The sequence below is a fragment of the Pedobacter nototheniae genome (assembly GCF_004335085.1).
Classification (GTDB): Bacteria; Bacteroidota; Bacteroidia; order Sphingobacteriales; family Sphingobacteriaceae; genus Pedobacter; species Pedobacter nototheniae.
The window spans coordinates 106529-129124 of record NZ_RQRS01000005.1 but is presented as its reverse complement, the minus strand read 5'-3'; the positions used below and the strand labels follow the sequence as shown (position 1 = coordinate 129124).

Below are 22596 nucleotides of genomic sequence, written 5' to 3'. Positions count from 1 at the left end.
TAATGAAAAAAATATTTTTATGCGCATGGATATTGAGTGTAGTACTTGTATCCTGTAAAAAAGAAAAGGCACTAAATACAGATTTAAGCAAATCTATTTTAGATGGCTATAAAGAAAATGAAACAGATAAATGGTTAAAAACCAATTTTTTAGATGTTTATAATATGGAAGTATTATATCGTTTTGATAGCTTTCAATTGGCTGTTGATAGATATTCTACTCCGGTAAAAGAAGATAAAGTAATACCAACAATGGAATTGGTACGTAAAGCTTTTATAAACCCATATATAGATGTGGCAGGCAAAAAATTTTTTATGCCAAGGGTACCTAAAGAATTTGGTTTGTTCGGTAGTGCATTATATAGGGCTGCTGATAATACTCCCGAAGCGGCTGGTAATGCTGATGCTGGAAGGCAGATTAATTTGTTTGTTTTGAATGATTTTGATCCAACAAATAAGACGGCAGTAATATCTATGATGCATGTTATCCATCACGAGTTTACACATATTCTAAATCAAACCATCCCGGTGCCTGCAGGCTATGAAGGAATTTCTAATAATTACATTGGTGATAATTGGGTAAGGGAATCCCTGGATGATGCCCATAAGCTGGGGTTTATCTCCGCTTATTCCAGGAAAAATAAAATGGAAGATTTTGCTGAAATGGTTTCTTTTTTATTGGTTGAAGGGCAAACTGCGTTTGATAACAAAGTAGCAAGTGCACCTGATGATGGCGGTGTCAAGCTAAGACAGAAAGAACAGATGGTGGTTGATTATTTTAAAATTGGCTACGGTATAGATTTTAGGGTTTTACAGGATGCTGTAAAAAAAGCTATTTAAATGAGTTGGTAATAATAATTTACCGTAAAGGAAAAATAAAATGAAAAAAGTATTAATATTAAGTCTTTTTGCCCTGTTTTTTATGCAAGCTTGTAAAAAAGATCAGAGTCTTATTGATAATGAAAAGCCTGAAGAAAGAGCAGGCAAAGAATTGCAGAAATATAATGATGAGTTGATTCAAAGTCCTAATGGCTGGGTGGCTCATTTATATACCACAGAGGTAAAAGGAGATTATGGTTTCTACATGAATTTTAAAAAAGATAATGTGCTCAATATTCGGGCAGATTTTGACGAAAACAGCCTAAATGTAGAGCAGATTAGCACTTATCGGCTGAAAAAAGTAATGGCAACAACCTTAATTTTTGATACTGATAACTATTTACATGAATTAATAAATCCAACATCTACAAGAGGAGGAAATCCAGGCACTGGTTTTGGTTCTGATACGGAATTTGAATTTAGAGAACAAGTTGGTGATACACTTAAATTTGTTGGTAAAAGAAGACAAGCTAGGTTAATATTGATTAAAGCGACTGCCGCTGATAAAGATTTTTATACAAATGATGGAGGTAAAGCTTTAAGGGATTATCTAAAAGCAAACCCTTATTTATATATACTGGATAAAAACGATGGAACTAAAAAAATACAAGTTTCTGTTAATTCGGATATAGTAAACCGAAACATTAGTTTTTTTGCTTTAGATAATGATATAGTTACATCGGCTGCACAGTACTTTTCATTTTCATCCATTGGCATATCAAATGCACCCTTCACTTATAAAGAAAGAATTTTTATAGGTTTTGAATGGGATAAAGTAAATAAGAAATTGTTTGTTTTAACCTCAAAAGGAGAGAAGATTGAAGTATTAGTATCTGCCAGTACACTTATACCACTACAGTTTTTAATAGGAGTAACTTATAAAAGTATTCTTGTGCCTAATCAAAAAACTTATCCTGGTTGGGGGAGTGATTTTATTGCCCAAAGGGCTGGAGCGGATAAATTACCTTATCGCTTAAGATTGGAAACAATGGAGTTTGAATTTGATTCGGATACTAAGAAAGTTCTTTTAACTGTTGGTATACCCCAATTTACAACTCAATATTGGGCAACCTTCAGGTATGATTATACCAAAACCAGTGCGGGTATTTTCAAGTTTACTAAGGATCAATCTTATTCAAATGGTAATGCAAATCTTATAGTAGATGCTATGGCTCCTTTATTGGCTCAAAGATTTGAAACAGACACATTTACTTTAAGTTACTTTGTAGATCCAACAACAAATGCAGTTTTAGGCCAGTTTAAAAGTGTAGAACATCCAAATTTTACTTTTACAGGGACATTATAAACTTATTAAGATTAATTTCCTGGTTGGTTTTTTCACTAACCAATTTTAAACTACAGGGGTCTCGATGAGATCCCTGTTTTTTTATACCCTTTATTTCAAGTTTCTTTCCTTTAAAATATTTTCCAACTCTTTAAGTATTATGTTTTGAAGTTAAATTCGGCTTTATAATCCGATGTGTTCCCTTATCTTTGCCAACAATTCAATATTTTCATACTGTGATTAATGTAAATAACATCTCCGTTTCATTTGGCGGAACAACTCTTTTTAGAGACGTAACGTTTTCTATAAACGAAAATGATAAAATAGCCCTAATGGGTAAGAATGGTGCAGGTAAATCTACTATTCTTAAAATTATCGCCGGTGCGGCTAAACCTACTTCTGGTAATGTAACTGGCCCTAAAGAGGCAGTTATTGCATATTTGCCTCAACATTTGCTTACTCAGGATAAGGTTACTGTTTTTGAGGAAACAATGAAAGCCTTTGAAGAGGTAAACCAGATGCAAAAAGAGCTTGATGAGCTAAATGAGCAGCTTACCATCCGTACTGATTACGAAACTGATGATTACATGAAGCTAATTGAAAGAGTATCGGAGCTGAGTGAAAAGTTTTATTCAATTGAAGAAACAAATTATGATGCAGAGGTAGAAAAAGTGCTAAAAGGTTTAGGTTTTGAGCGTAAGGATTTTACCCGTCAAACCTCAGAGTTTTCTGGTGGATGGCGTATGCGAATTGAATTGGCAAAAATTCTATTAAAAAAGCCTGATCTTATCCTGCTTGATGAGCCTACCAACCATATGGATATTGAAAGTATACAATGGCTGGAAGATTTCTTAATCAACTCGGCAAAAGCCGTAATGGTTATCTCTCACGATCGTGCCTTTGTAGATAATATTACCAATCGTACCATTGAGGTTACCATGGGTAGAATATACGATTACAAAGCTAAGTATACCCATTACCTTCAGTTGCGGGCAGATAGGCGCATACACCAATTAAAAGCTTACGAAGAACAACAACGTTTTATTGCCGATAATCAGGAATTTATAGATCGATTTAGAGGTACTTATTCTAAAACTTTACAAGTACAATCACGAGTAAAAATGCTCGAAAAGCTGGAAGTTATTGAAATTGATGAGGTTGATACGTCGGCTTTGCGCTTAAAATTCCCTCCATCGCCACGTTCAGGTCAATACCCAGTAATGGTAGAAGAATTAACCAAAAATTATGGCGACCATGTGGTGTTTGAAAAAGCAAATATGGTAATTGAGCGTGGAGAAAAAGTGGCTTTCGTTGGTAAAAACGGTGAGGGTAAATCCACTATGATTAAAGCCATTATGGGTGAGATTGATTTTGAAGGTGGTTTAAAAGTAGGGCACAATGCTAAAATTGGCTACTTTGCTCAAAACCAGGCGGCATTGCTTGATGAAAGTTTAACCGTATTTGAAACCATCGATCAGATTCCGCTTAGTGATAGCACCGTAAAAATTAAAGATCTTTTGGGTGCTTTTATGTTTAGTGGTGATGATACCACCAAAAAGGTTAAAGTACTTTCTGGAGGGGAGAAAACCCGTTTAGCCATGATAAAACTTCTTTTAGAACCTGTAAATGTGCTAATACTCGATGAGCCAACAAACCATTTGGATATGAAAACAAAGGATATTATTAAAGATGCCTTAAGGGATTTTGATGGTACCTTGATTTTGGTTTCACATGATCGTGATTTTCTTGATGGCTTAGTACAAAAGGTATTTGAGTTTGGCAATAAACGGGTACGCGAACATTTTGAAGATATTAAAGGATTTTTAGCCTATAAGAAAATGGATAGCCTAAAAGAAATTGAACAAAATTAAAAGATAGATTTAACCAAATCGCCAGCGTTTAAACTATATATTTCAAAATAGTGTACCGCAAATAGATTGTAGAACATGAAAATACTTGCCATCGTTATTCTATTCTTTCTTGTACCTATGCATTTATTTGCTCAGGTAGATCAGGATGGGCCTTATATTGTTAGAAAAGGAAATCAAATTATTTCTACTAAGGTAATTAATGACCAACTTAAAGTTGATACATTGAAGGAAAACGATTTGATAAGTGTTGAGTTTTATGCGCATAAGGATTGGAACTTTAGCTTTAAGCTGCATAAAAAAATTGAAATTCCGGCTGCTACATATAAAGCAGCTGATAAACTTTTAGTCCTATCAGATATTGAAGGCGAATTTGAAGCCTTTAGAGCGTTAATGATTGGAAACAAAGTTATTGATGAAAAATATAACTGGATTTTCGGTAAGGGGCACCTGGTAATTTGTGGAGATCTTTTTGATCGTGGAAAGGATGTAATGCCTTATATATGGCTATTATATAAGCTGGAAGAAGATGCAGCAAAAAAGGGTGGCAATGTGCATGTGCTTCTTGGTAATCATGATGTGATGAATATGGCTGGAGATCTTCGTTACCTTTCCCCTAAATATCCAGCTTCAGCAAAGCTAATGGGTGTTGATTATTTATCGCTTTTAGCCCAAGATACTGAAATTGGTACTTGGCTGAGAAGTAAAAATGCAATAGAAAAAATAGGTGATAGGTTGTTTTTACATGGAGGCATTTCTCCAAAAATTAATGCACTGGATTTATCTATCGAGGCAATTAATGAAAAATGTAGAAGTTATTACGGCATTCCAACTAAACAGCTTAAACCAGATGGAAGCTTATTTATGAGCAGTGGTGGACCGTTTTGGTACAGAGGATATTTTGGAAAAGATAGTACCTCTGTAGCTACAGTAGATTCTACACTCACAAAATTTAATGTAAAACAAATTGTAGTAGGCCATACTATAACTGCCGATAATATTGCTTCTTATTATGGTGGTAAGGTTATTGGTGTAGATGTGGATGAGCACCGTGGGCATAGAAGGGCATTATTATGCTTAGGCAATAAACAGGTTGTTGTAGATGATAAGGGAAAGCAGTATTCATTAAAACAAGCTGCAAGGGCTGGCGAAATTTAATAACTGAGCATCATTTAACTGACGAGGAGCATCATTTACCCAACGAGGAGCATCATTTACCCAACGAGGAGCATCATTTATCCAACGAGGAGCATCATTTAACTAACGAGGAGCATCATTTAACTAACGAGGAGCATCATTTAACTAACGAGGAGCATCATTTACCCAACGAGGAGCATCATTTACCCAACGAGGAGCATCATTTAACTAACGAGGAGCATCATTTACCCGACGAGGAGCATCATTTAACTGACGAGGAGCATCATTTAACTGACGAGGAGCATCATTTAAGGTCTGAAGGGCAGGTATTGAAAAAATAAATTTTGATTAAAAAAGACCCCATGATAAATCATAGAGTCTTTAGGTATTTGTGTGTTAGCAGAGCGTAGCTATCTATTTATTAATAGCTAATACTTCTGTTGGGATAACATTGGTATTGAGTGCAACAAAATCGTAAGCTGTTAATTTCTGTTCCTTACCCATTTGCAACGTATGATTATCTGTATAACCAGTAAGTTTCAGATTAGTATTTCCTTCAATAACGGTGTATAAACCCTGAGTGTTTGTGTTAATATCTGCCTGGGCATTTCCCTTTAAAAATATTTGTAGAAACTTTGTATTTAATTTGCCCTCAGTTTTTACAACCGCATTACCATCCGCCTCTATTCTAAAAATATCATTTACATAAACAAAAAGCTTGCTTACCTCTTGAGTTTTTCCTGTAATTCGGAGCAAAGCCCCTTCTTGAGAAACAATTGCTGTTCCATAATTGTCATCCGTATAAGTAATGCCTTCAGATAATCTTTGTACCAATATTACTTGTACATTTCCCTTTATGGAAATTTTTTTAACGTTGGTAATTGTGTGAAGCTTTTTAGGTTTTACTTCCAAAGCAAATGTAGCTAATGGAAAAATAATGGAAGCTAAAAGGATTGCAATAAAAGCTTTTACAGATTGGATTTTAATTGAGGTTTTCATGGTGTATTTTATTTAATTGTTTAAAAATTAATCAGTTGTTAAAATATTTATAAACTCCTAAAGGCTAAGCTTGTGCCAAACGGTTTGCTTGATATTAATGCGCTGATAATAAGTGTTTTATTTAATTTAGAGGTGTTCGTTATCGAACAGTTTATGTGCGTGAACGAACGGTGTGATCGAGTTTTTATAGCCTAAAAATCTTTTACTTCTAAAGTATCAGGGTAATTGCCTTAAAGGAAATAGTAGCAACTATGTTATTTGATAATTTTTAGCCAACAATCTAAAAATGTAAATTGCATTTGGAAAAGGCACCATTAACCGAATTTTAAACCTAAAGCATCCCATTATGATAAGAACACTTTTTACTATTTTAATTTTAATATTTTTTGTCAAGGCAAATGCGCAAACGGGGAAGTTGTTTAAGGGCACTTTAAATAAAACCACTAAAATAAGTTTGTACTTACAAGGCTTGAATGATGGAACACATGCAGATCCAATTTTGGGCGCTTATAAATATGATAATCAAAAAGATTATATTCTATTAAACGGGTATAAAAACAACAATGGTAATATTGTGTTAGTAGAACATGCAACGGTTAATTTTTCGGGTACTTTTTTAGGCACCTTAAATAAAAAACAAATCAAAGGGAAATGGATTTCAGCAAACCAGAAAAAAAGCTTCTTATTTGAAGTTGTTGAAACGGATGCAACAAAAGAACAATTAACCAAATTTCAGACTGCAATTGAAGCTAAAGCAAATGAATTTAGAAATTATTAAACCAAGATTAGGCATTGTTTTCTACTGTTTTAGCTTATTAATTGCAATTTGTTCAGGCACAAAAACGTATGCTCAGCTTACCGCTCAATCCTCAGCATTGCTAACCGAAAAGGAAGTGTCAGAATTGTTTCCAAATCCTGTTCGTGCTAAGATAGGGATCAACTTTCCAATTTTTAGAGTGTATAAATATGCCGATAAAGGAGGGCAATATTATTGTGTGCTAACGGAGAGCCAGGATGTTGTTAATAAGGAAAAGGATGCCTTTAATAAAATATCGAATTATAAAATAAAGGCTATAAACTTTAAGGTACAAAATGGTTCGCTAATTAAAACGTGGGAGATTAATGATAATACGCAACCAAATATGCATGGTGAAGAATCTATATGGTTTTGGACTAAGTATGCGCAGTTCAGCGATTTTGATCACGATGGTTTTATAGAGCCTATTATTGTTTATGGCACGCAGGGAATGAATAATTATGACGATGGGCGGATTAAGTTTATCATCTTTTACAAGGGGCAGAAGATTGCGATAAGGCACCAAAATGGTGTGCTTGATGATGAACGTGATACTGCCATTGATAAGGCTTTTTACACTTTACCTGCAAAGTTGCAAGAAACCATTAAGGAGAAAATGAACTTAATGGTTAAAAATAATCATGCAATTTTTCCTTACGGATGGCAAAAAGCTATGCAAAAAAAGAAAACCTTTTTTAGTGAGCGGGGCGATTAGATTTCTTTAAGGGCTTCTTTTTAAATAAATAAAACAAAAGTCCTGTTATTGGCAAACTTGCAGCAATTAAGCTAGCTAAAAAAGCTAAAACTTTTCCAGGGAAACCAATGGCACTTCCTGTATGAAGGTCAAAATTAAGTGCCTTTAATTTGTTTAGGGGTTTCAAGTTTTCAAAAGATTCTCCTTTTTGTAATAATTTTCCAGTAAACTGATCGTACTTATATTGGGTTTTTTCGTAAAGGTGGTTATCGCTCATATAAGCCGTAATATTAACTGTACCACTTTTTTGAGCAGGAAAATTATATAGAAAGTAGCTTGCCGTTGGAGATAAGTTATTTGTTTGCGCTAAAATTGCGCCATGCTTGGTTTTAGGTGCCGTTAAAGTTGTATCAGAATATAAGGTGGATTTCTTTTCACTGGTAAGTTCAAAAGACCAGGCAAGCCCTGTTAAAGAGATAACCAGCAATATCATTGCCGCATAAAAGCCCAATACGTTGTGTAAATCGTAGTTTAAACGCTTAAATTTTGCTTTAACTTTAATAGTAAGACTATTTTTAGCCGCTTTTAAGTTTTTAGGCCACCACAATACAATTCCCGATAAAAGTAAAAGCACAAAGCAAATAACAGCATACCTAACAATCTGGTGTCCTACTTTATCGCCTAAAAGCAAATTCATATGTGCAGCAAGAATTACATTAAAAAACTCTTTTTTTGTATTTTCTAGCTTAACAACCTGCCCGTTGTAGGGATTTATATAAACCTTGTAATAATATTTATAGTAATTCCAATAGCCGATACCGTTCTTATTAAGCTTTAAAGCCCTAAACATATAAGTTTTGCCAGGCGTATTGGGTAATTCTGCCCTTGATATTTTATGATCTTTGCCTAAGGCAGTTTCTGCAATGGTAACAATCGTTTCAAAAGGTAGTTTTTCTTTATTGGCAGGAATTGCAACATGAAGCCTATCTTTATAAAAAACTTCTTTTAGCTCATCAGAAAAAGCATATATAGCCCCCGTAATTCCTAAAATAAAAACCACTAGCCCGGATATTAATCCGAGCCAGAGGTGTAAAAATCCTATAGTTTTCTTAAAATCTAACCGTAACATTAGCAGAAAGTGTTCTTGGCATTTGCGCACTCAATACGCCTTGCCCTGTAAAATATAATACGTTTCCAATATTATCTCCTTTTAATCCAACGCGAAAGCGTGGCGCATCATAAAACAAACTGGCGTTTAATAGGGTGTAACTTGGAAAAGTGAAAACACCGGTTGTAAGAGAATTGCCTGATAGATATTTGCCTGAATAGTTTCCTCCAAAGCCGGCACCCAAACCTTTAAGGTTTCCATTTGGCTGGGTATAGCTTGCCCAAAAATTAACAAGGTTTTCTGGCCCTGCCGAAGCTGGTCGTCTGCCCTCAAGCGCTAAAGATGATTTGGTAAGTTTGCTATCATTATGGCTATAGCCTGCAATAACATTTAAGCCTGTTAATGGGTTTGCAATTAACTCAAATTCTACACCTTTACTGCGCTGTGTGCCATTTTGAACCACAATATTGTAATCAGTTCCATTTCTTGTTAACACTTCATTTCTAGTCACATCTTTAACCTTTATATCGTAATAGCTTGCTGTAAAAGATAAACGACCATCAAATATATCCATTTTTACACCACCTTCTATTTGATTAGCTTGCTGCGGTTTAAAAGTACCCGATATATCATTTAAAGGCTGGGTAACGGGCGCAACGTTGCTAAATCCATTCATGTAGTTTCCAAAAATAGAAACCTTTTCCTTTATAATTTGATAAACCAAGCCAAATTTAGGTGATATAGCCGTTTGGTTAAAAGCTGTATTAGGTTGTTGCGTATTAGTAGCAAGATCTGTTGTACCAAGACTTTGAAAGCGATCTACCCTTAAACTTAACATGGCCACCAATTGATCTGTTACATTAATGGCATCAGAAGCATAAATGCTATAAATATTGCTGGAGTTGTAGTTTTTAATAACTGCCCCAGCAGCTCCTATGCCTGTGGTTGCAGCTATTTTTGCTTCGGCCTTTGCTCTTGTTAAATTACCATATTTAACTGCCAGCGTGCCGTTAAGCGCACTAACAGTATCAAATTTTACAATAGGAGAGTTGTTGTTGTAAGTGGTTTGGTTCAGGTAATCTAGTCCTGCTACTAATCGGTGCCTCATGCTACCAATTTTAATATCTGCATTAAAATTTTGTTGTACAGCAGTTGTTGTCCCTTCATAATTTTGATATTGCACATTTCGTTCTACCAAATCATCACTAGTTGCACCACGTATAAATTCATATTGGTAAATACCATCCGTTTTTCTAATGTTTCTTGAAAAACTGGTTTGCGAAGTCCATTGATCTGAAATTTTATAATTAAGCTGACCATGAATATTTGATGCAGGTGCTTTTAGTGTTATATCATTGGATGTAAAAGAACGTTTCCAATCGTAATTTAATTCAGCAGGAGTTGTAGCAATGTATTTTCTGGTACGATGTAAAAAAACAATAGATGGGTTGGTGCCTTCATAATCATAGAATTCTGCATTTAACAAAAGTTCAAGCTTTTCATTAAAGCGATAAGAAATTGCTGGGGCAATGAAAACAGATTTACGAAAGCCCGCATCTTGAAAGCTATTGCGCTTGTGATACGCAGCATTTAAACGAAACTTTAAGCTTTTATCTTTATTAATCGGTCCGTAAACATCTGTAGTAAGCCGATTAAGGTTAAAGTTTCCTGTGGTATAACCAATTTCGCCACCCATGGTATCCAAAGGTTTTTTTGTAACTACGTTAATTAATCCTCCAAAGGTAGTAAGTGAGCCACCAAATAGCGTTCCAGATGGGCCCTTTATTACCTCAATCCTTTCAATATTTGCAGGGTCAATATCTCCGTTAGTTTGTCCAGCAATTCCATCAATCATGGAAATCCTTGTCGGAAAGCCACGTAAATTGTAATAAACAGCACCATCACCACTTCTTCCAATACTTCCCTGCATTTTCAAAATTCCCGGTGTATTTTTAAGTACATCAGTTAAATCGGTTGTAATTTGCTCATTAATAAGCGATTTTGTGATGGTGGTATATACTTGTGGGTTTTCTAAATTGTTTAAGGGTAATTTGGCTACAGTTTCACTTTTGCGAACGGCAAATTTGTTTTTCTTTCTTCCATTTATTTCTACCTCATTAAGATCATTACTATTTTCTGTTAGTGTAAAGTTTAATAAAGTGTTTTCTGCAGGGGCAACCTTAATTTGCTTGCGCTGCGGATTGAAACCAACATAACTAGCGGCAATGGTATAATTTCCTTCTTCTATTTCCTTAATACTATAATTTCCATTAACATCCGCTTGTGTACCCCTTAAACCAGCTATTTCTACGGTAACGTAAGCCGCAGGCTTACCATCACTCGTTTTTACATTTCCTGATACGCTCCCTTTTGGTGCAGAAGTTTGAATGGTAATATTTTGCCCATCAGCACTTAATCTCTTTATTTGGCGACCAAGAAGTGAGGTAAGGATTTCTTTAACAGACTTATCTTGAAAATTAAAGGTTACTTTTTTCTTTACATTTAATTGGGTACTGCTATAAGAAAATGAAACGCCTGCCTTTGCAGCAATTGCATCCAGTGCATCGCCAAGTGTGGTATTGTTTGCCTCAATAGTTATGGTTTTATTTAACGGAGAACTCTGTTGCGCCACAGATGAAAGTGAAATAAGCCAAAAGGCGCAAAAAAATAAGAGTATAATTGAGTTTTTTTTCTTTGGGGTACATGCTTTGTGCATACTTTTGTTTGTTGTTTAAATTAATGATGAATTGATTTGCAATAGCCCGGATTGAAGTTTGCAGACAGAAACCGGGTTTTTTATTTTTCTATAATAAAAGTTTTATTGTGCTGAGTATATTCAGATCTTGTGGCAAAGCATATGCTCGTAAGTACCTCTTTAATAGTTGGGTTATTAAAAGTGCCCTTGTAACGCTCCTTGCCAAGTTCTTTTTTACTTATAATGAGATTAATGTTGTACCAACGTTCTAAAATTGGCTTTATCTCTTCTAAAGTTAAATCATCAATAATCAGCTTATTGTCTTTCCAATCGAAGTATTTTCCGCTATAATCTATATTTTGAGTAGCGTTTAACTTGTTTTTGCTATCGAGAATTCCTTTTTGGTTTGCCGTTAGTATTAGGGTTCCATTTGTTTTTATAGCAGAGAAACTAACTTTTCCTTCCTCTACAACAAGTTCACTCTTTTCTTCATTTTGATAATCTCTGAGGTTAAACTTGGTGCCTAAAACTTTAGTAGTAGTACGAGGAGAAGTTATAATAAATGGTTTATTAGGATTTTTTGCTACCCTAAAATATGCTTCTCCAATAAGATTAACAGCCCTTTGTGTGCCATTAAACTCCTTCGGAAAGGTTAATCTACTTTCAGCATTTAGCCAAACTTGCGTTCCATCAATCAGCTGTACAAATCTTTTTTCTCCTTTTTTAACTTCAATAGTTTGGTAACCAACTGCTACAGTCGGTACTTTATCGTTATTAAATAATTTATAGGCTAGCCCAAGCGTTAAAACAACAGCAAAACAAGCCGCCAACGGCAAATAATAGCGTTTTAAAACGGATTTTTTCTTTATGGCTACAGGAGGTTTAACCGACAGGCTTTTTTCAAGATTATACCTTTTCGAAATTTTATCCCATCCATTTGCCTGGTAAACATCAAGATTAGTATCATCGGGATAACTCAACTCTGCCTCTTCTGATTCTAACCAAGCTTCTACAGCTAGTTTTTCAGCTTCGGTACACTGGTTATGATGGTATTTACGGATTAATTCTTTTGTAACTTCCATTAATTTCGTTTGGAGCGTAACGCCCTTTCGATAATCATGATGTACAACTAAGAAATTTTCCTAGGTGGTAATGGAAAGAAAATTGATGATCTGTTTAATCTGCTGATAGTCAGCTGATTTTTTTTACGCTTTTTCAAGCGTAAGAGATTCACGTAGAAAAGCCATTGCCTTGTATAAGTGATATTCGACTGTTTTTTCTGATATGGAAAGCATACCAGCAATGGTGCTATTGTTCAGTCCATCATTTTGGCTCAAGCTATAAACCTCCTTGCATCGATGTGGAAGTGTATTAATCAAAACATTTAATCTACTTCTAAGCTCATTGTGCATAACGGTATCTTCAGTGCTATTTTGATTTTGGGAATAGGATAGAGGCGAGTTTTCTAATAATTGCTTACGGCGAATACTTGTACGGATGTAATCAAAAGCTTCCAACTTGGCTGCTTTAAATAAATAAGCTCTTATATCTTTTTGAAATATTAATGATGCTCTTTTTTCCCAGATTGAGGCAAAAAGTTCTTGAGTTAATTCAGCAGAAATTTCTCTGTCTTCAGTATAATGATAAATAATTCCAAAAACTTTCTTCCAATAGCTTTTATATAGAAATTCAAAATTTTGCTCATTAATGTTGCTGAGCGCAAAGTTTTCATCGAAATCAGAGGAATCTTTTTTTATCACCGATTTAAAATTTGTCAAATCTACAATATTATATGGAATCAATCTAAATAAAAAATAGAAAATTATTGGAGGATTTATAAGTCTTCAAAGCATCCTTTTAATCGTATCCATATAATTACTTTGCTATTTAATTTCTATAAGATATATTTGGTGGCAGATTATCAATTATTCTAATTACGTTTATCAAAAATGCGCTCATGAAAAATCTCTTTTTAACCCTCTTATTTTCCGCTTTATTTCTGCCAGTTTTCAGTCAAATCAAAAATGATTCTTTTGAAAACCGAAATGAAAAATCAGTTACGCTTCCAGCAGATTGGAATGTTAAATTGATTGATGGGTACATGGTAAAAATGGACGATACAATAAAACATTCTGGTAAATCATCAGTTAAAATAATTGGATTGGATAACATTAAGCCTGGCACTTTCCAAAATGTTTCACAAGTAATTACTTATGAGCCCACAGGATTAAGAAAAGCCACTGTTTCTGGTTATGTAAAAGTTGAAGATGTAGAAGGTTCTGTAGCGTTTTGGTGCCAAATATGGGATAAGGACAATAAAATGATCGGATTTGAAAATATTCAAAGCCAACAACCTTTAATTAAAGGCACTAATGATTGGACTAAATATACCTTGAACTTAACGGTTCCTAAAGAAACAAAAAAACTGCTATTTGGCGTTTATTTAGAGAAAAAAGGAACAGCTTGGTTAGATGATTTTAAACTAGAAGAAGTTACTCCTTCAACAGTTCAACCAAGCAAGGAGGTTGTAAAATATATTAGCGATTTTAGTAAAATCATTAAGCAGAATTCTATTTATAAGGATTCATTAAACTGGACTAAAATTGATGAAGATGTTAAAGAATTATCAATGGGGCTAAAAACCGTTGATGAAACGAAATCAGTTACCTCATATTTAATTGAAAAACTAAGAGGTGTTGGCGATAATCATTCCTTTTTTCAAACTAAAACAAATGCTCAAAAATACGCTAGTGGTAATACCAACCCTGATAAAGTGAAATCAAACTTGTTAAACGGCAATATCGGTTATATTTATGTACCCGGTTTTGGTTCGTTGGATAAGAAAACTATGGATGAATTTGCTAGTGACATTCAGCAGCAAATTAAAAAACTAGATGAGGAAAATACTTTACAAGGTTGGGTAGTGGATCTTAGAAGAAATACTGGTGGTAACATGTACCCTATGATTGCCGGGCTGGGCCCTTTAACTGGGGCAGGAGAATTAGGCTATTTTGTTTCTGTTAATGGCGAAAATAAAAAATTCAGTGCATGGTCTTATTCTGCAACAGAAAAAAATAATTCTACTATGGGTATTACTGTTGAACATCCTTACACCATTAAAAAAATCGATTCAAAAGTCGCCGTTTTGGTTGGCCCATGGACTGGTAGTAGCGGTGAAATGACCACCGTTTCTTTTATTGGTAAGCCTAACACGAAATTATTTGGTGAGCAAACGAGTGGTTATATCACTGCAAATAGAGGGTTTAAACTATCAGATGGATCCTATTTATACTTAGCTGTTAGTTACGTAGCCGATAGAAATAAAAAAGAATATCGTTCCAAAATAAATCCTGATGTGTTGGTTAAATCAACTCCAACCGATGATTTAACCTTAAAAGCTGCAAACGCCTGGATTTTAGAAAAATAATTCTGAATATTTATCTAATTTCTTTAGTTGTTTCAATCATCTAGATTGTATCCGAAATCTTTGGTGTTGATATTTGTCAAACAATGATGAGCATCACCAATCAAGTATTTTCTATTGCATATCTTTGAGCGTTTAATATCCCGATACATTTCATTTTGGTTCCCGTATTTATTATCCTTATTGGCGCAGTTTTTATTTTATCTGTAGTTTTTGTTAAGCTTTTTCTTTATGGACGAAAAAAGCCTTACATGAGCATTTTAATGGGGATATCAGTAACGGCTATAATATGGTATGTGCTCATTTACATTCTCACAGCATCTGGCAATATTCGGTATTATCCTGGCATTTATAATAAGGGGTTACCATTTTATTATCTTATAGCGCCATGCTTTTATCTTTTTATTAAAGGGGCATTGGATTCAAAGTTTTCTGTATTTAGAAAGATTGATTTACTTCATTTACTCATTGTAATTCCAGGTTGTTTATCAATTTTACCTTACAATTTTTTGAGTGCTGCAGAGCAACAGGAAGTTGTAAACCATTTAGTAGCAGATACAAATTTTGCCTTTACAGATACTAAATATATTGTTGGTACATGGCATTTATTTACCTTTCCAATAAGCGCTTTTATTTATACGTTTATACAATTTTTGTATGTACGTAAAAAACGTAAAGAATATGGAAATACGCCAACTATAAAATGGATTTATTTGTTTACAGCCATATGTGGCTTTGTTTTTCTTGCAACACTGGCAGTTAATTTTACAATCTTCCAAAATTTAGGCAAATCCTTAACGGTTATAAATTCTAATAAAACAATTTATATCAGTTGCTTCGGTTTGTTGGTGTTAAGTATGCTTTTCTTTACTAATCCTCAGCTTCTTTTTGATCTTATTCCGCAAAGCAAAATTGCAGAGCAGGGGGGAGGTGTAACGCTGCTTAAAAAAATGAAATCTCCACCTGAAGAGAGTAAGGCAAAGCCTGTTAATACCAATTTAGCGACACAGGTAGAAGCTTTTATAACAGAAACACAGATTTATAAAACAACAGGGCTAACCCTAAATGAATTTGCCTCTTTAGTTGAAATACCAACCTATAAACTGTCCGAACTTTTTAATAATTACTACAAGCTAAACTTTAATACATACATCAATAACTTGCGAGTAAACTACATTAAAAACAGGTTAGATAATGGCGATGGAAAACTATTTACACTAGAAGCAATAGCTAATGAAGCGGGTTTCTCATCACGAAATACTTTTTTTGTTGCCTTTAAAAAAGCAATGCATGTTACCCCATCTGCCTATATTTCTATGCTTAAGGATAAGTAGATATTGTTTAACCTAAACTTGTAACATTATCTACCATGTTACGCAACTACAATAAATTTAATCATTTAGCCCCTTGCCAATAAGAATTTGCGGAATGCATTTATCCACCCTTGATTCTCTGGTTTTAGATTGTTTTGGTGCAGAAAAATGTAGCATATAAGCCTTTTGCCTGCCAGGTGTTAAAGCCTCAAAAGCAATTTTTAACTGCGGCATTTCATCTAATTTATTTTGAAATTCTTTAGCTACTGTAAAATCAGAAGTCTTTTTAAACTCAAATTGTAAACCGGCTTTATCCACTTCAATAGCTTCATAAATACAGGCCTTAATCGCACTTTCTTGTTCAATTACCTGTTTAATATCGGTAAATCTAATTTGGCGTGCCGCCTGAACATTTTCAGTTTGCTGAATTAAAATTCCATCAGCATTGCTTAATAAAGCACCTTTAAAAAACAAAAGGGCACAATAATCTTTAAACACATGTATTAAAACAATGTTGCTTTTGTGAAACATATAGCAAGGGCAGCCCCATTTCAACTCCTCAATTAATCCACAATTAAGCACAATTGTTCTCAACCTTTTGATCTCTTGTTCCCACTTTTTTTCTTTAGTGAAATAAAAATCTACCTTAGCATTCATGATGTTATTCATTTTATGGATGGTCTAAAAATTTTGAAATCCCGCTTATTCTCCATACAAATATCTGTTCATTCAATAAGATTAGCAACATATAAATTAAGCGCCAAAAAAGGTAAGCTAACGACGTGTTTTTTTATCAATTTATACCGTTCTATTTCCTTAAAAAATTTAACATAAGGTTATTTAATGTATCCGGTTTTTCAAAAGGCACATAATGAGTAGCATCAGCAATAATCTGTATTTCTGAATTTTGAATTGAGTTATGGATTAATTGAGTATGCTCTTCCTTTATTACATCATTACTTCCAGCAATAATTAGCGTTGGATTTTTTATTTTACCAAGCTGTTCCACTGAAATGTCGGGATAATTTAACATCAAATTAATTAGTCTTTTATTCGTTCCGGCTTTATTTTCAGAAGCCTGTTGTTTAAAAGCATTTATTACATCTTCCTTTATACCTTGAGGATTTAAATTTGCGCCAATTATAATTAGTTTCTCCATCAACTCAGGGTGTTCGTAATTAAAAATTAAGCCAGTGTTACCGCCATCACTCCATCCCAAAATATTTATTTTATCAAGCTTTAAGGCTTGCGTTATTTTGAATAAATCATCAGCAAATCCTTTATAACTATACTCATTTTCAGTTAAATCTGTACTTCTGCCTTGCCCACGCGTATCTATTGCTATCACCCGATAATTTTTAGAGAAGAAAGAAATTTGTTTATAAAAATCAGAAATACTTCCATTATTACCATGCAGCAGCACTAAAGGCGCACCTTTTCCATATTCTTCGTAATATATTTTTGCATTACCTAAATCAATATATTTGCCATCTTTATGCTTACCATATCCGGTTTTTTGTGCTTCTACTTTGCTTTTATAAACTTCAGCAAGCATTTTGGTATTAAAATCTTCTTTTGGCTCCGCATCATCATCCTCTAAAACTTCTTTTTTGTTGCCATCGTTATCATAAGCAACACTTATATTCGAAATAAAACTACCCTCATTTGCCTCCCAGTTTCCCTGACTTTGATACCTAAACAGCAGGTTTTTGGAAAGAGATTTTTTTGCAGAAACTCCAAATACAAAATCCACTCCTGCAATTGGTTGATAATCGATAAGTTGTATTGTAATGGCAACTTTATCCAACCCATTAAAGCTTAAATTATTTTTAGATAAATCAATATTCTGCCAACCAGTAGTAGAAGTTTTGAAAATGATATTTTCTTGCATTAAAGATTGATTAGGAATACCATTTTTTACACTGTAAACATTCAGCTTTAGTGTGATATTAGCATATTTTGAGCTTGGAATAATATAGAAATTATAAGATTTTAATTTCGTTTTTTGATAAACAGAAAAAATATTTCCCTGTTCTATTGTGGGTACATTTTTATCAAACATTTTGGAAAAAGTTAAAAAGGGACGAGACTTTTGCCCTATAATTTTCTCCTTCAATTTTTTAGCACTAATTACAACATCTTCAAGCGGTACTTCCTGGTGCTCTAAAATAACTAAACTATTTTCTTGGAGTGCTTTTACCGAAATGGCTTTATTTGAATATCCAACAGAACTGAAAATAACTTCCTTATCCAATAAATGATTAGGAATTATCAATTTATAGGCGCCCTTATCATTCGTTATTGCACCAATATCTGTGCCCTTAATACCAATAGAACAATACGGAATAACCGTTGTTTCTTCGTTTTTTACAGTTCCTTCAATGGTTGTTTGTGCTTGTGCGCCTATTCCAATTAAAAACAAGAATACGTAAAAGAGATTATGCATTTTTTTAGATTTATTTTATGTTGAAGACGATTTGTTTCCACAACGGTTGCATAAGACTTAAAATTTAATATTCTAAAAAATTACTAGAAGTAGAGAAGAAGAGTTTGAAAGTGATTCAGTTTTTGATATGATGAAGAAAATTTAGAATGATTTTCATATTTCGAGCATCATTAAACCTGCTTTTTTTAAGCTTAAAAGCTATAATTATTATTTTTTGAATAAATTAAATGCAATATTGTTGCTTTTAAGAAATTAATTTTTACTTTTGAGCAGTTTAGGTTATAGTTAGTTGATTATGATGGAGGGGTTGTGGTTAGCCTCTCCATCTTTCCTTTTACTAGTTTGGCATTTACGTTATATTTTTTCGATAAGACTGATGTAAATACCATTAAAGCAATCATCCTGACAACCGTTTTCTACGTATCCACAAGATGAAATCATTCCATTGTTTTTTGCCTCAAAGGAAGTTTTAGCATCTTTTCTTTTTATTAGCCAATTGCTTTTTGCCTCATCATATATATCGTCTAATGTACGTGTTAAAGCACCATCCTGGTGGGTATTGAGACTTGTTTTATCTTCTATCCATTCTTTTACAACAACTATTGCATGGGTTTTAGGATCAATTGCTTTAGCAACATAAGCACGTTTAACAATTGCGCCATTTTGTACCGTAATTGTAGTTTCTGTGCTATAGCCAGTCCAAGAGTTTGTGTTAACCTGGTAGCGATAAGAATTGTTGCTTGCCACTTTGAAATTTAGCCAGGTTTTATAGCTTTTTTCGTAGTCGTTAGCAGAAACAATTTTGTCTTTTTTACATGCGCTAAAGAAAATTCCTACAAAAAGTAGGATTAAGAGGTTGTATCTTTTCATATCTGGTTTTTTCTTTTTAAACGGTTAAAAACAACGAAACGCTACATTTCTTAATCAACTATTTTAGGGATGAACGATAGCCCAGCCTTGTTGCTGCCTAATGATAATTTCTCCGTTTCCACTGGGTACATAACTTATAAAATCAAATAATTCTGATTTTTCTATTTTGCGCTCTCTTATGGTATTTTCGCATTGTGCAAGTACTACGCCACGATTACGAAGTTCTTCAAGTTGTTCCTTAAATTTTCCTGTTTTAAAATAAACAGCCACACCATCGCTAAAAGCAATAAGTTCTACTTCCAGTTTATCTTTTAATCTGGGATCGTTCATAGCATTTTTAATATTTCTGAGTGTACCAGCAATATGTTTTTCATCGCCACTATTAAGTACGTATAGTGCTTTATAGTGTTTTTGATAGGCTTGGGCGCCTCTAAAATTATTAGGATCGCTTTGCGCAAAAACAGAATTACTATTTAAAAGGATAAAGATTGAAAAGATTATAAGGGCTATGGCTTTTTTCATTTTTTGGTTAGTTATAAGTAAAATGTAAATGTCGTCAATTTATCTGCAGGCTCTAAAATTCATCACTATTATTTTACAGTTTTTATTGTTTTGATGAAGAATAAATGAAGATTTAAGTCGCTGAAATCCAGAGGTTATAGTGGGAGCGTATGTGTTTCATAAGATAATAATATTATGAAATTCGCATGGTTAATTTTACTGTGTTTATGCTCAGAAATCGTAAGCGCAAATGTGGGTTGTAGCGTGTATAGCGGTCTATATCCAAACAGTATGGGTACAAATAATATTGCCACAGGAAACGTACTTTACAAGAATACGGGCTACATCGCTTATAGATATTACGATCAGGATCCAAATTGTGGCATTAGAGATAATAAAATTACAAATTATAGCCCGTTTACTTATTGTGATGTAAGCGGCGTTCGTACTTATGGAATTTTGGTGGTTTATAATCCAGCAGATAATTCTTGCTTACCAATGCCAATTGATGATTTTGCGGCTCCATTTTTTGTATTTCTATCTTTGGCTGCCTTTGTGCATTTAAAATATAAAACAAATTACAAGTTATAAGGTTTTACATATAAGGTATTGATAGTCAGTATAATTTATATGTTTGTAATTATGGGAAAGCGAATTTGTATACTGGAAGATAATGACATGATTAGGGAAATCATTAGCTTTATTTTAGAAGAGGAACACTATGAGGTTTTAGCTTATGCAAGTGTTACAGAATTTTTAAATCGGAATAAAAAAATACAGCCAGATGTATTTTTGCTTGATGTGATGCTCCCTGATGGCAACGGTTTGGATGTTTGCAATGACTTAAAATCAGATAAGTTAACACATGATATTCCGGTGGTGATGATGAGCGCAAATTATAAGGCAAAGGAAATTGAATGCGCCTGTGATGCACAGGATTTTATTCCAAAACCGTTTGATGTGCAAGATTTTGTTGCACGTGTGGCCTATCAAGCCAGTGCTTAAAATTTTTATTTTGGTAAGTTAAAAGAAACATTTGTTCCTTTTCCTAAGGTAGAAGAGACATTTATTTCTCCTTTTAACTTTTTAATCAAACTAAAAACGGAGTCGAGGCCTAAGCCATTTCCGTTTTTATTAAAGCGATCTTTTTGAGAAGACACATAGCCAGGCTCAAAAATTTTGCTTAATTCTTCTTCGGCTATTCCTATTCCGTTATCAATAATACTAAAATTGTATTTAGTTAAATCTTCTGTAAAGTCGATTATAATTTCGGGCGCATTCTTATCATTATACCTTATTGAATTACTTAAAAGGTTAAGGAAAATTTGTTCTAATGCAATTCTGGAACCCTTAATTAGCGTGTTTTTTGGCTTTTTAATGCTATAAATTTTTGGCGCATTTAGCATCTGCATAACTTTATCTAAAAGTGCATTAAGCTCAAAAACATCTTGGTTTGCATTTAAGTTAGATGGTGCTTTAGAGTAGTTGAGCATATCATCTACGTAGGTAACTAAGTTTTTTGCCGATCTAATTGCAATGTTAATTAACCTTACAGAACGTTCATTGCCTTCAGCCTGCAACTTTTTTTGAAGAGATTCTGCTGAAATAATGATACTACTTAATGGATTTTTAATATCATGAGCCGCTCTACTTGCAAATTTCTCAATAAAACTGTTGGCTTCGCTAAGTGCGGCATTACTACTTTCTAACTGAATCATTTTTCTTCGAAGCTCCAGTTGATGGAGTGCCTGTTTACCTAAAATCCGTAAAGCATTTATTTGATTTTCGTTAAGTATTTTTTCTTCATGATCGATAACGCAGATGGTGCCAAGGGCAAAACCTTCGGGATTAACCAATGGAACGCCGGCATAAAAAATTACTTTTGTATCTCCACTTACTAATGGATTATCCGCAAAACGACTATCTTTTCTAGCGTCATTTACAACCATAATTCCACCATTTTCCAATATCGTATGCGAGCAAAATGAAAAATCCTTTGGAGTTTCAGTAATTTCTGTACCAAATCTAGATTTAAACCATTGTTTCTCTTCACCAAGAATGGTAACAAGTGCAACTGGTGTTTGGCAAATTTCGGCGGCAAGTGTAGTTAAGTCATCAAAATCCTTTTCGGGTTCGCTTCCCATAATGCCATAGGTTTCCAAAGCAGAAATCCTTTCTTTTTCATTAGAAGGGAGAGGAGCAAAAATCATGTGGGATGTTAATTTTAAATTATCTAAATATAACTAAAAATACTTTCACATTTAAAATTAGAGATTTTGAGAATGTTAATTAAAAATAATGGCATCAAAAGCAACAAAACCATCCATCCAGATGGCTTTGTTTACAACAAAACAAATATATGATAACCAAATTATCCTAAATTTGACGTCATGGGCGGACTCGAACCGCCGTAAAAGGTTTTGCAGACCTGTACCTAAACCACTCGGCCACATGACTATATCCTTAACTTTTACTCCGCATAAGTACTTTGTAATATTTAAGTAGGGCAAATATAAAAATATATTATATAAAATCTATAGATTTAGTAGTTTTTTTTATTTTGATTTGAATAATCTTGGTTC

Annotated in this window: 20 protein-coding genes and 1 tRNA gene; 10 read left to right on the top strand and 11 right to left on the bottom strand. The window is 33.7% G+C overall.

The window, feature by feature from the left end; translation table 11 throughout:
• Positions 1-2: 2 nt before the first annotated feature.
• From EHC72_RS06485 to EHC72_RS06470, 4 genes are all read left to right on the top strand, one after another.
• Positions 3-839, top strand: coding sequence for a substrate import-associated zinc metallohydrolase lipoprotein (locus EHC72_RS06485; RefSeq protein ID WP_131536863.1), 837 nt, complete (start codon positions 3-5; stop codon positions 837-839).
• 40 nt (positions 840-879) lie between these two features.
• Positions 880-2184, top strand: a complete 1305-nt coding sequence (locus EHC72_RS06480) for a DUF4302 domain-containing protein (RefSeq protein WP_131536862.1) — start codon at positions 880-882, stop codon at positions 2182-2184.
• 215 nt (positions 2185-2399) lie between these two features.
• Positions 2400-4034 carry an ABC-F family ATP-binding cassette domain-containing protein gene (locus EHC72_RS06475; RefSeq protein WP_131536861.1) on the top strand — a complete coding sequence of 545 codons (1635 nt, stop codon included), beginning with the start codon at positions 2400-2402 and terminating at the stop codon, positions 4032-4034.
• 75 nt (positions 4035-4109) lie between these two features.
• Positions 4110-5189, top strand: coding sequence for a metallophosphoesterase (locus EHC72_RS06470; RefSeq protein ID WP_131536860.1), 1080 nt, complete (start codon positions 4110-4112; stop codon positions 5187-5189).
• Positions 5190-5582: 393 nt separating this feature from the next.
• Here the strand turns inward: EHC72_RS06470 and EHC72_RS06465 are convergent, their stop codons facing one another.
• Complete coding sequence (locus tag EHC72_RS06465; RefSeq protein WP_131536859.1) at positions 5583-6167, bottom strand: GIN domain-containing protein; 585 nt, start codon at positions 6165-6167, stop codon at positions 5583-5585.
• 346 nt (positions 6168-6513) lie between these two features.
• On the opposite strand from EHC72_RS06465, the gene EHC72_RS06460 reads away from it, so the two are divergent.
• Both EHC72_RS06460 and EHC72_RS06455 read left to right on the top strand, forming a co-directional pair.
• On the top strand, positions 6514-6945 hold the full coding sequence (locus tag EHC72_RS06460; protein WP_131536858.1) for a hypothetical protein: 432 nt from the start codon (positions 6514-6516) through the stop codon (positions 6943-6945).
• Entirely contained in the window at positions 6926-7678 is a 753-nt protein-coding gene (locus EHC72_RS06455; RefSeq protein WP_131536857.1) for a M949_RS01915 family surface polysaccharide biosynthesis protein, read from the top strand. The genes EHC72_RS06460 and EHC72_RS06455 overlap by 20 nt, the downstream gene beginning before the upstream one ends.
• Here the strand turns inward: EHC72_RS06455 and EHC72_RS06450 are convergent.
• The 4 genes from EHC72_RS06450 to EHC72_RS06435 form a co-directional block, all read right to left on the bottom strand.
• On the bottom strand, positions 7659-8717 hold the full coding sequence (locus tag EHC72_RS06450) for a PepSY-associated TM helix domain-containing protein (protein ID WP_165585774.1): 1059 nt from the start codon (positions 8715-8717) through the stop codon (positions 7659-7661). The two genes, EHC72_RS06455 and EHC72_RS06450, sit on opposite strands and share 20 nt — an antisense overlap.
• A gap of 49 nt (positions 8718-8766) precedes the next feature.
• Positions 8767-11397 carry a TonB-dependent receptor gene (locus EHC72_RS06445; RefSeq protein WP_246029386.1) on the bottom strand — a complete coding sequence of 877 codons (2631 nt, stop codon included), beginning with the start codon at positions 11395-11397 and terminating at the stop codon, positions 8767-8769.
• Positions 11398-11561: 164 nt separating this feature from the next.
• Positions 11562-12542 (bottom strand): FecR family protein, encoded by a 981-nt coding sequence (locus EHC72_RS06440; RefSeq protein WP_131536854.1) that lies wholly within the window; start codon positions 12540-12542, stop codon positions 11562-11564.
• A 123-nt stretch (positions 12543-12665) separates the two neighbouring features.
• Positions 12666-13220 (bottom strand): RNA polymerase sigma factor, encoded by a 555-nt coding sequence (locus tag EHC72_RS06435; RefSeq protein WP_165585773.1) that lies wholly within the window; start codon positions 13218-13220, stop codon positions 12666-12668.
• A gap of 197 nt (positions 13221-13417) precedes the next feature.
• Between EHC72_RS06435 and EHC72_RS06430 the strand changes: the two genes are divergently transcribed.
• Both EHC72_RS06430 and EHC72_RS06425 read left to right on the top strand, forming a co-directional pair.
• Positions 13418-14887, top strand: coding sequence for a S41 family peptidase (locus EHC72_RS06430; protein ID WP_131536852.1), 1470 nt, complete (start codon positions 13418-13420; stop codon positions 14885-14887).
• A gap of 248 nt (positions 14888-15135) precedes the next feature.
• Positions 15136-16218 carry a helix-turn-helix domain-containing protein gene (locus EHC72_RS06425; protein ID WP_131536851.1) on the top strand — a complete coding sequence of 361 codons (1083 nt, stop codon included), beginning with the start codon at positions 15136-15138 and terminating at the stop codon, positions 16216-16218.
• Positions 16219-16275: 57 nt separating this feature from the next.
• Here EHC72_RS06425 and EHC72_RS06420 read toward each other — a convergent pair whose 3' ends face one another.
• The 4 genes from EHC72_RS06420 to EHC72_RS06405 form a co-directional block, all read right to left on the bottom strand.
• Positions 16276-16854 carry a YdeI/OmpD-associated family protein gene (locus tag EHC72_RS06420; RefSeq protein WP_170311716.1) on the bottom strand — a complete coding sequence of 193 codons (579 nt, stop codon included), beginning with the start codon at positions 16852-16854 and terminating at the stop codon, positions 16276-16278.
• Positions 16855-17005: 151 nt separating this feature from the next.
• Positions 17006-18643 carry an alpha/beta fold hydrolase gene (locus EHC72_RS06415; protein WP_131536849.1) on the bottom strand — a complete coding sequence of 546 codons (1638 nt, stop codon included), beginning with the start codon at positions 18641-18643 and terminating at the stop codon, positions 17006-17008.
• Between the two features lie 354 nt (positions 18644-18997).
• A complete protein-coding gene (locus EHC72_RS06410; RefSeq protein WP_199158518.1) occupies positions 18998-19513 on the bottom strand; it encodes a hypothetical protein in 516 nt (171 codons plus the stop codon).
• A 63-nt stretch (positions 19514-19576) separates the two neighbouring features.
• Positions 19577-20035 (bottom strand): DsrE family protein, encoded by a 459-nt coding sequence (locus EHC72_RS06405; RefSeq protein WP_170311715.1) that lies wholly within the window; start codon positions 20033-20035, stop codon positions 19577-19579.
• A gap of 174 nt (positions 20036-20209) precedes the next feature.
• Between EHC72_RS06405 and EHC72_RS06400 the strand changes: the two genes are divergently transcribed.
• On the top strand, positions 20210-20605 hold the full coding sequence (locus tag EHC72_RS06400) for a hypothetical protein (protein ID WP_131536847.1): 396 nt from the start codon (positions 20210-20212) through the stop codon (positions 20603-20605).
• Positions 20606-20656: 51 nt separating this feature from the next.
• Positions 20657-21019: a response regulator transcription factor gene (locus EHC72_RS06395; RefSeq protein ID WP_131536846.1), complete on the top strand. Its 363-nt coding sequence runs from the start codon at positions 20657-20659 to the stop codon at positions 21017-21019.
• Positions 21020-21024: 5 nt separating this feature from the next.
• On the opposite strand, the gene EHC72_RS06390 is transcribed toward EHC72_RS06395, so the two are convergent.
• Both EHC72_RS06390 and EHC72_RS06385 read right to left on the bottom strand, forming a co-directional pair.
• Positions 21025-22224 (bottom strand): sensor histidine kinase, encoded by a 1200-nt coding sequence (locus tag EHC72_RS06390; RefSeq protein ID WP_131536845.1) that lies wholly within the window; start codon positions 22222-22224, stop codon positions 21025-21027.
• 175 nt (positions 22225-22399) lie between these two features.
• Positions 22400-22471: transfer RNA gene (locus tag EHC72_RS06385), tRNA-Cys, on the bottom strand.
• Between the last annotated feature and the right edge of the window lie 125 nt (positions 22472-22596).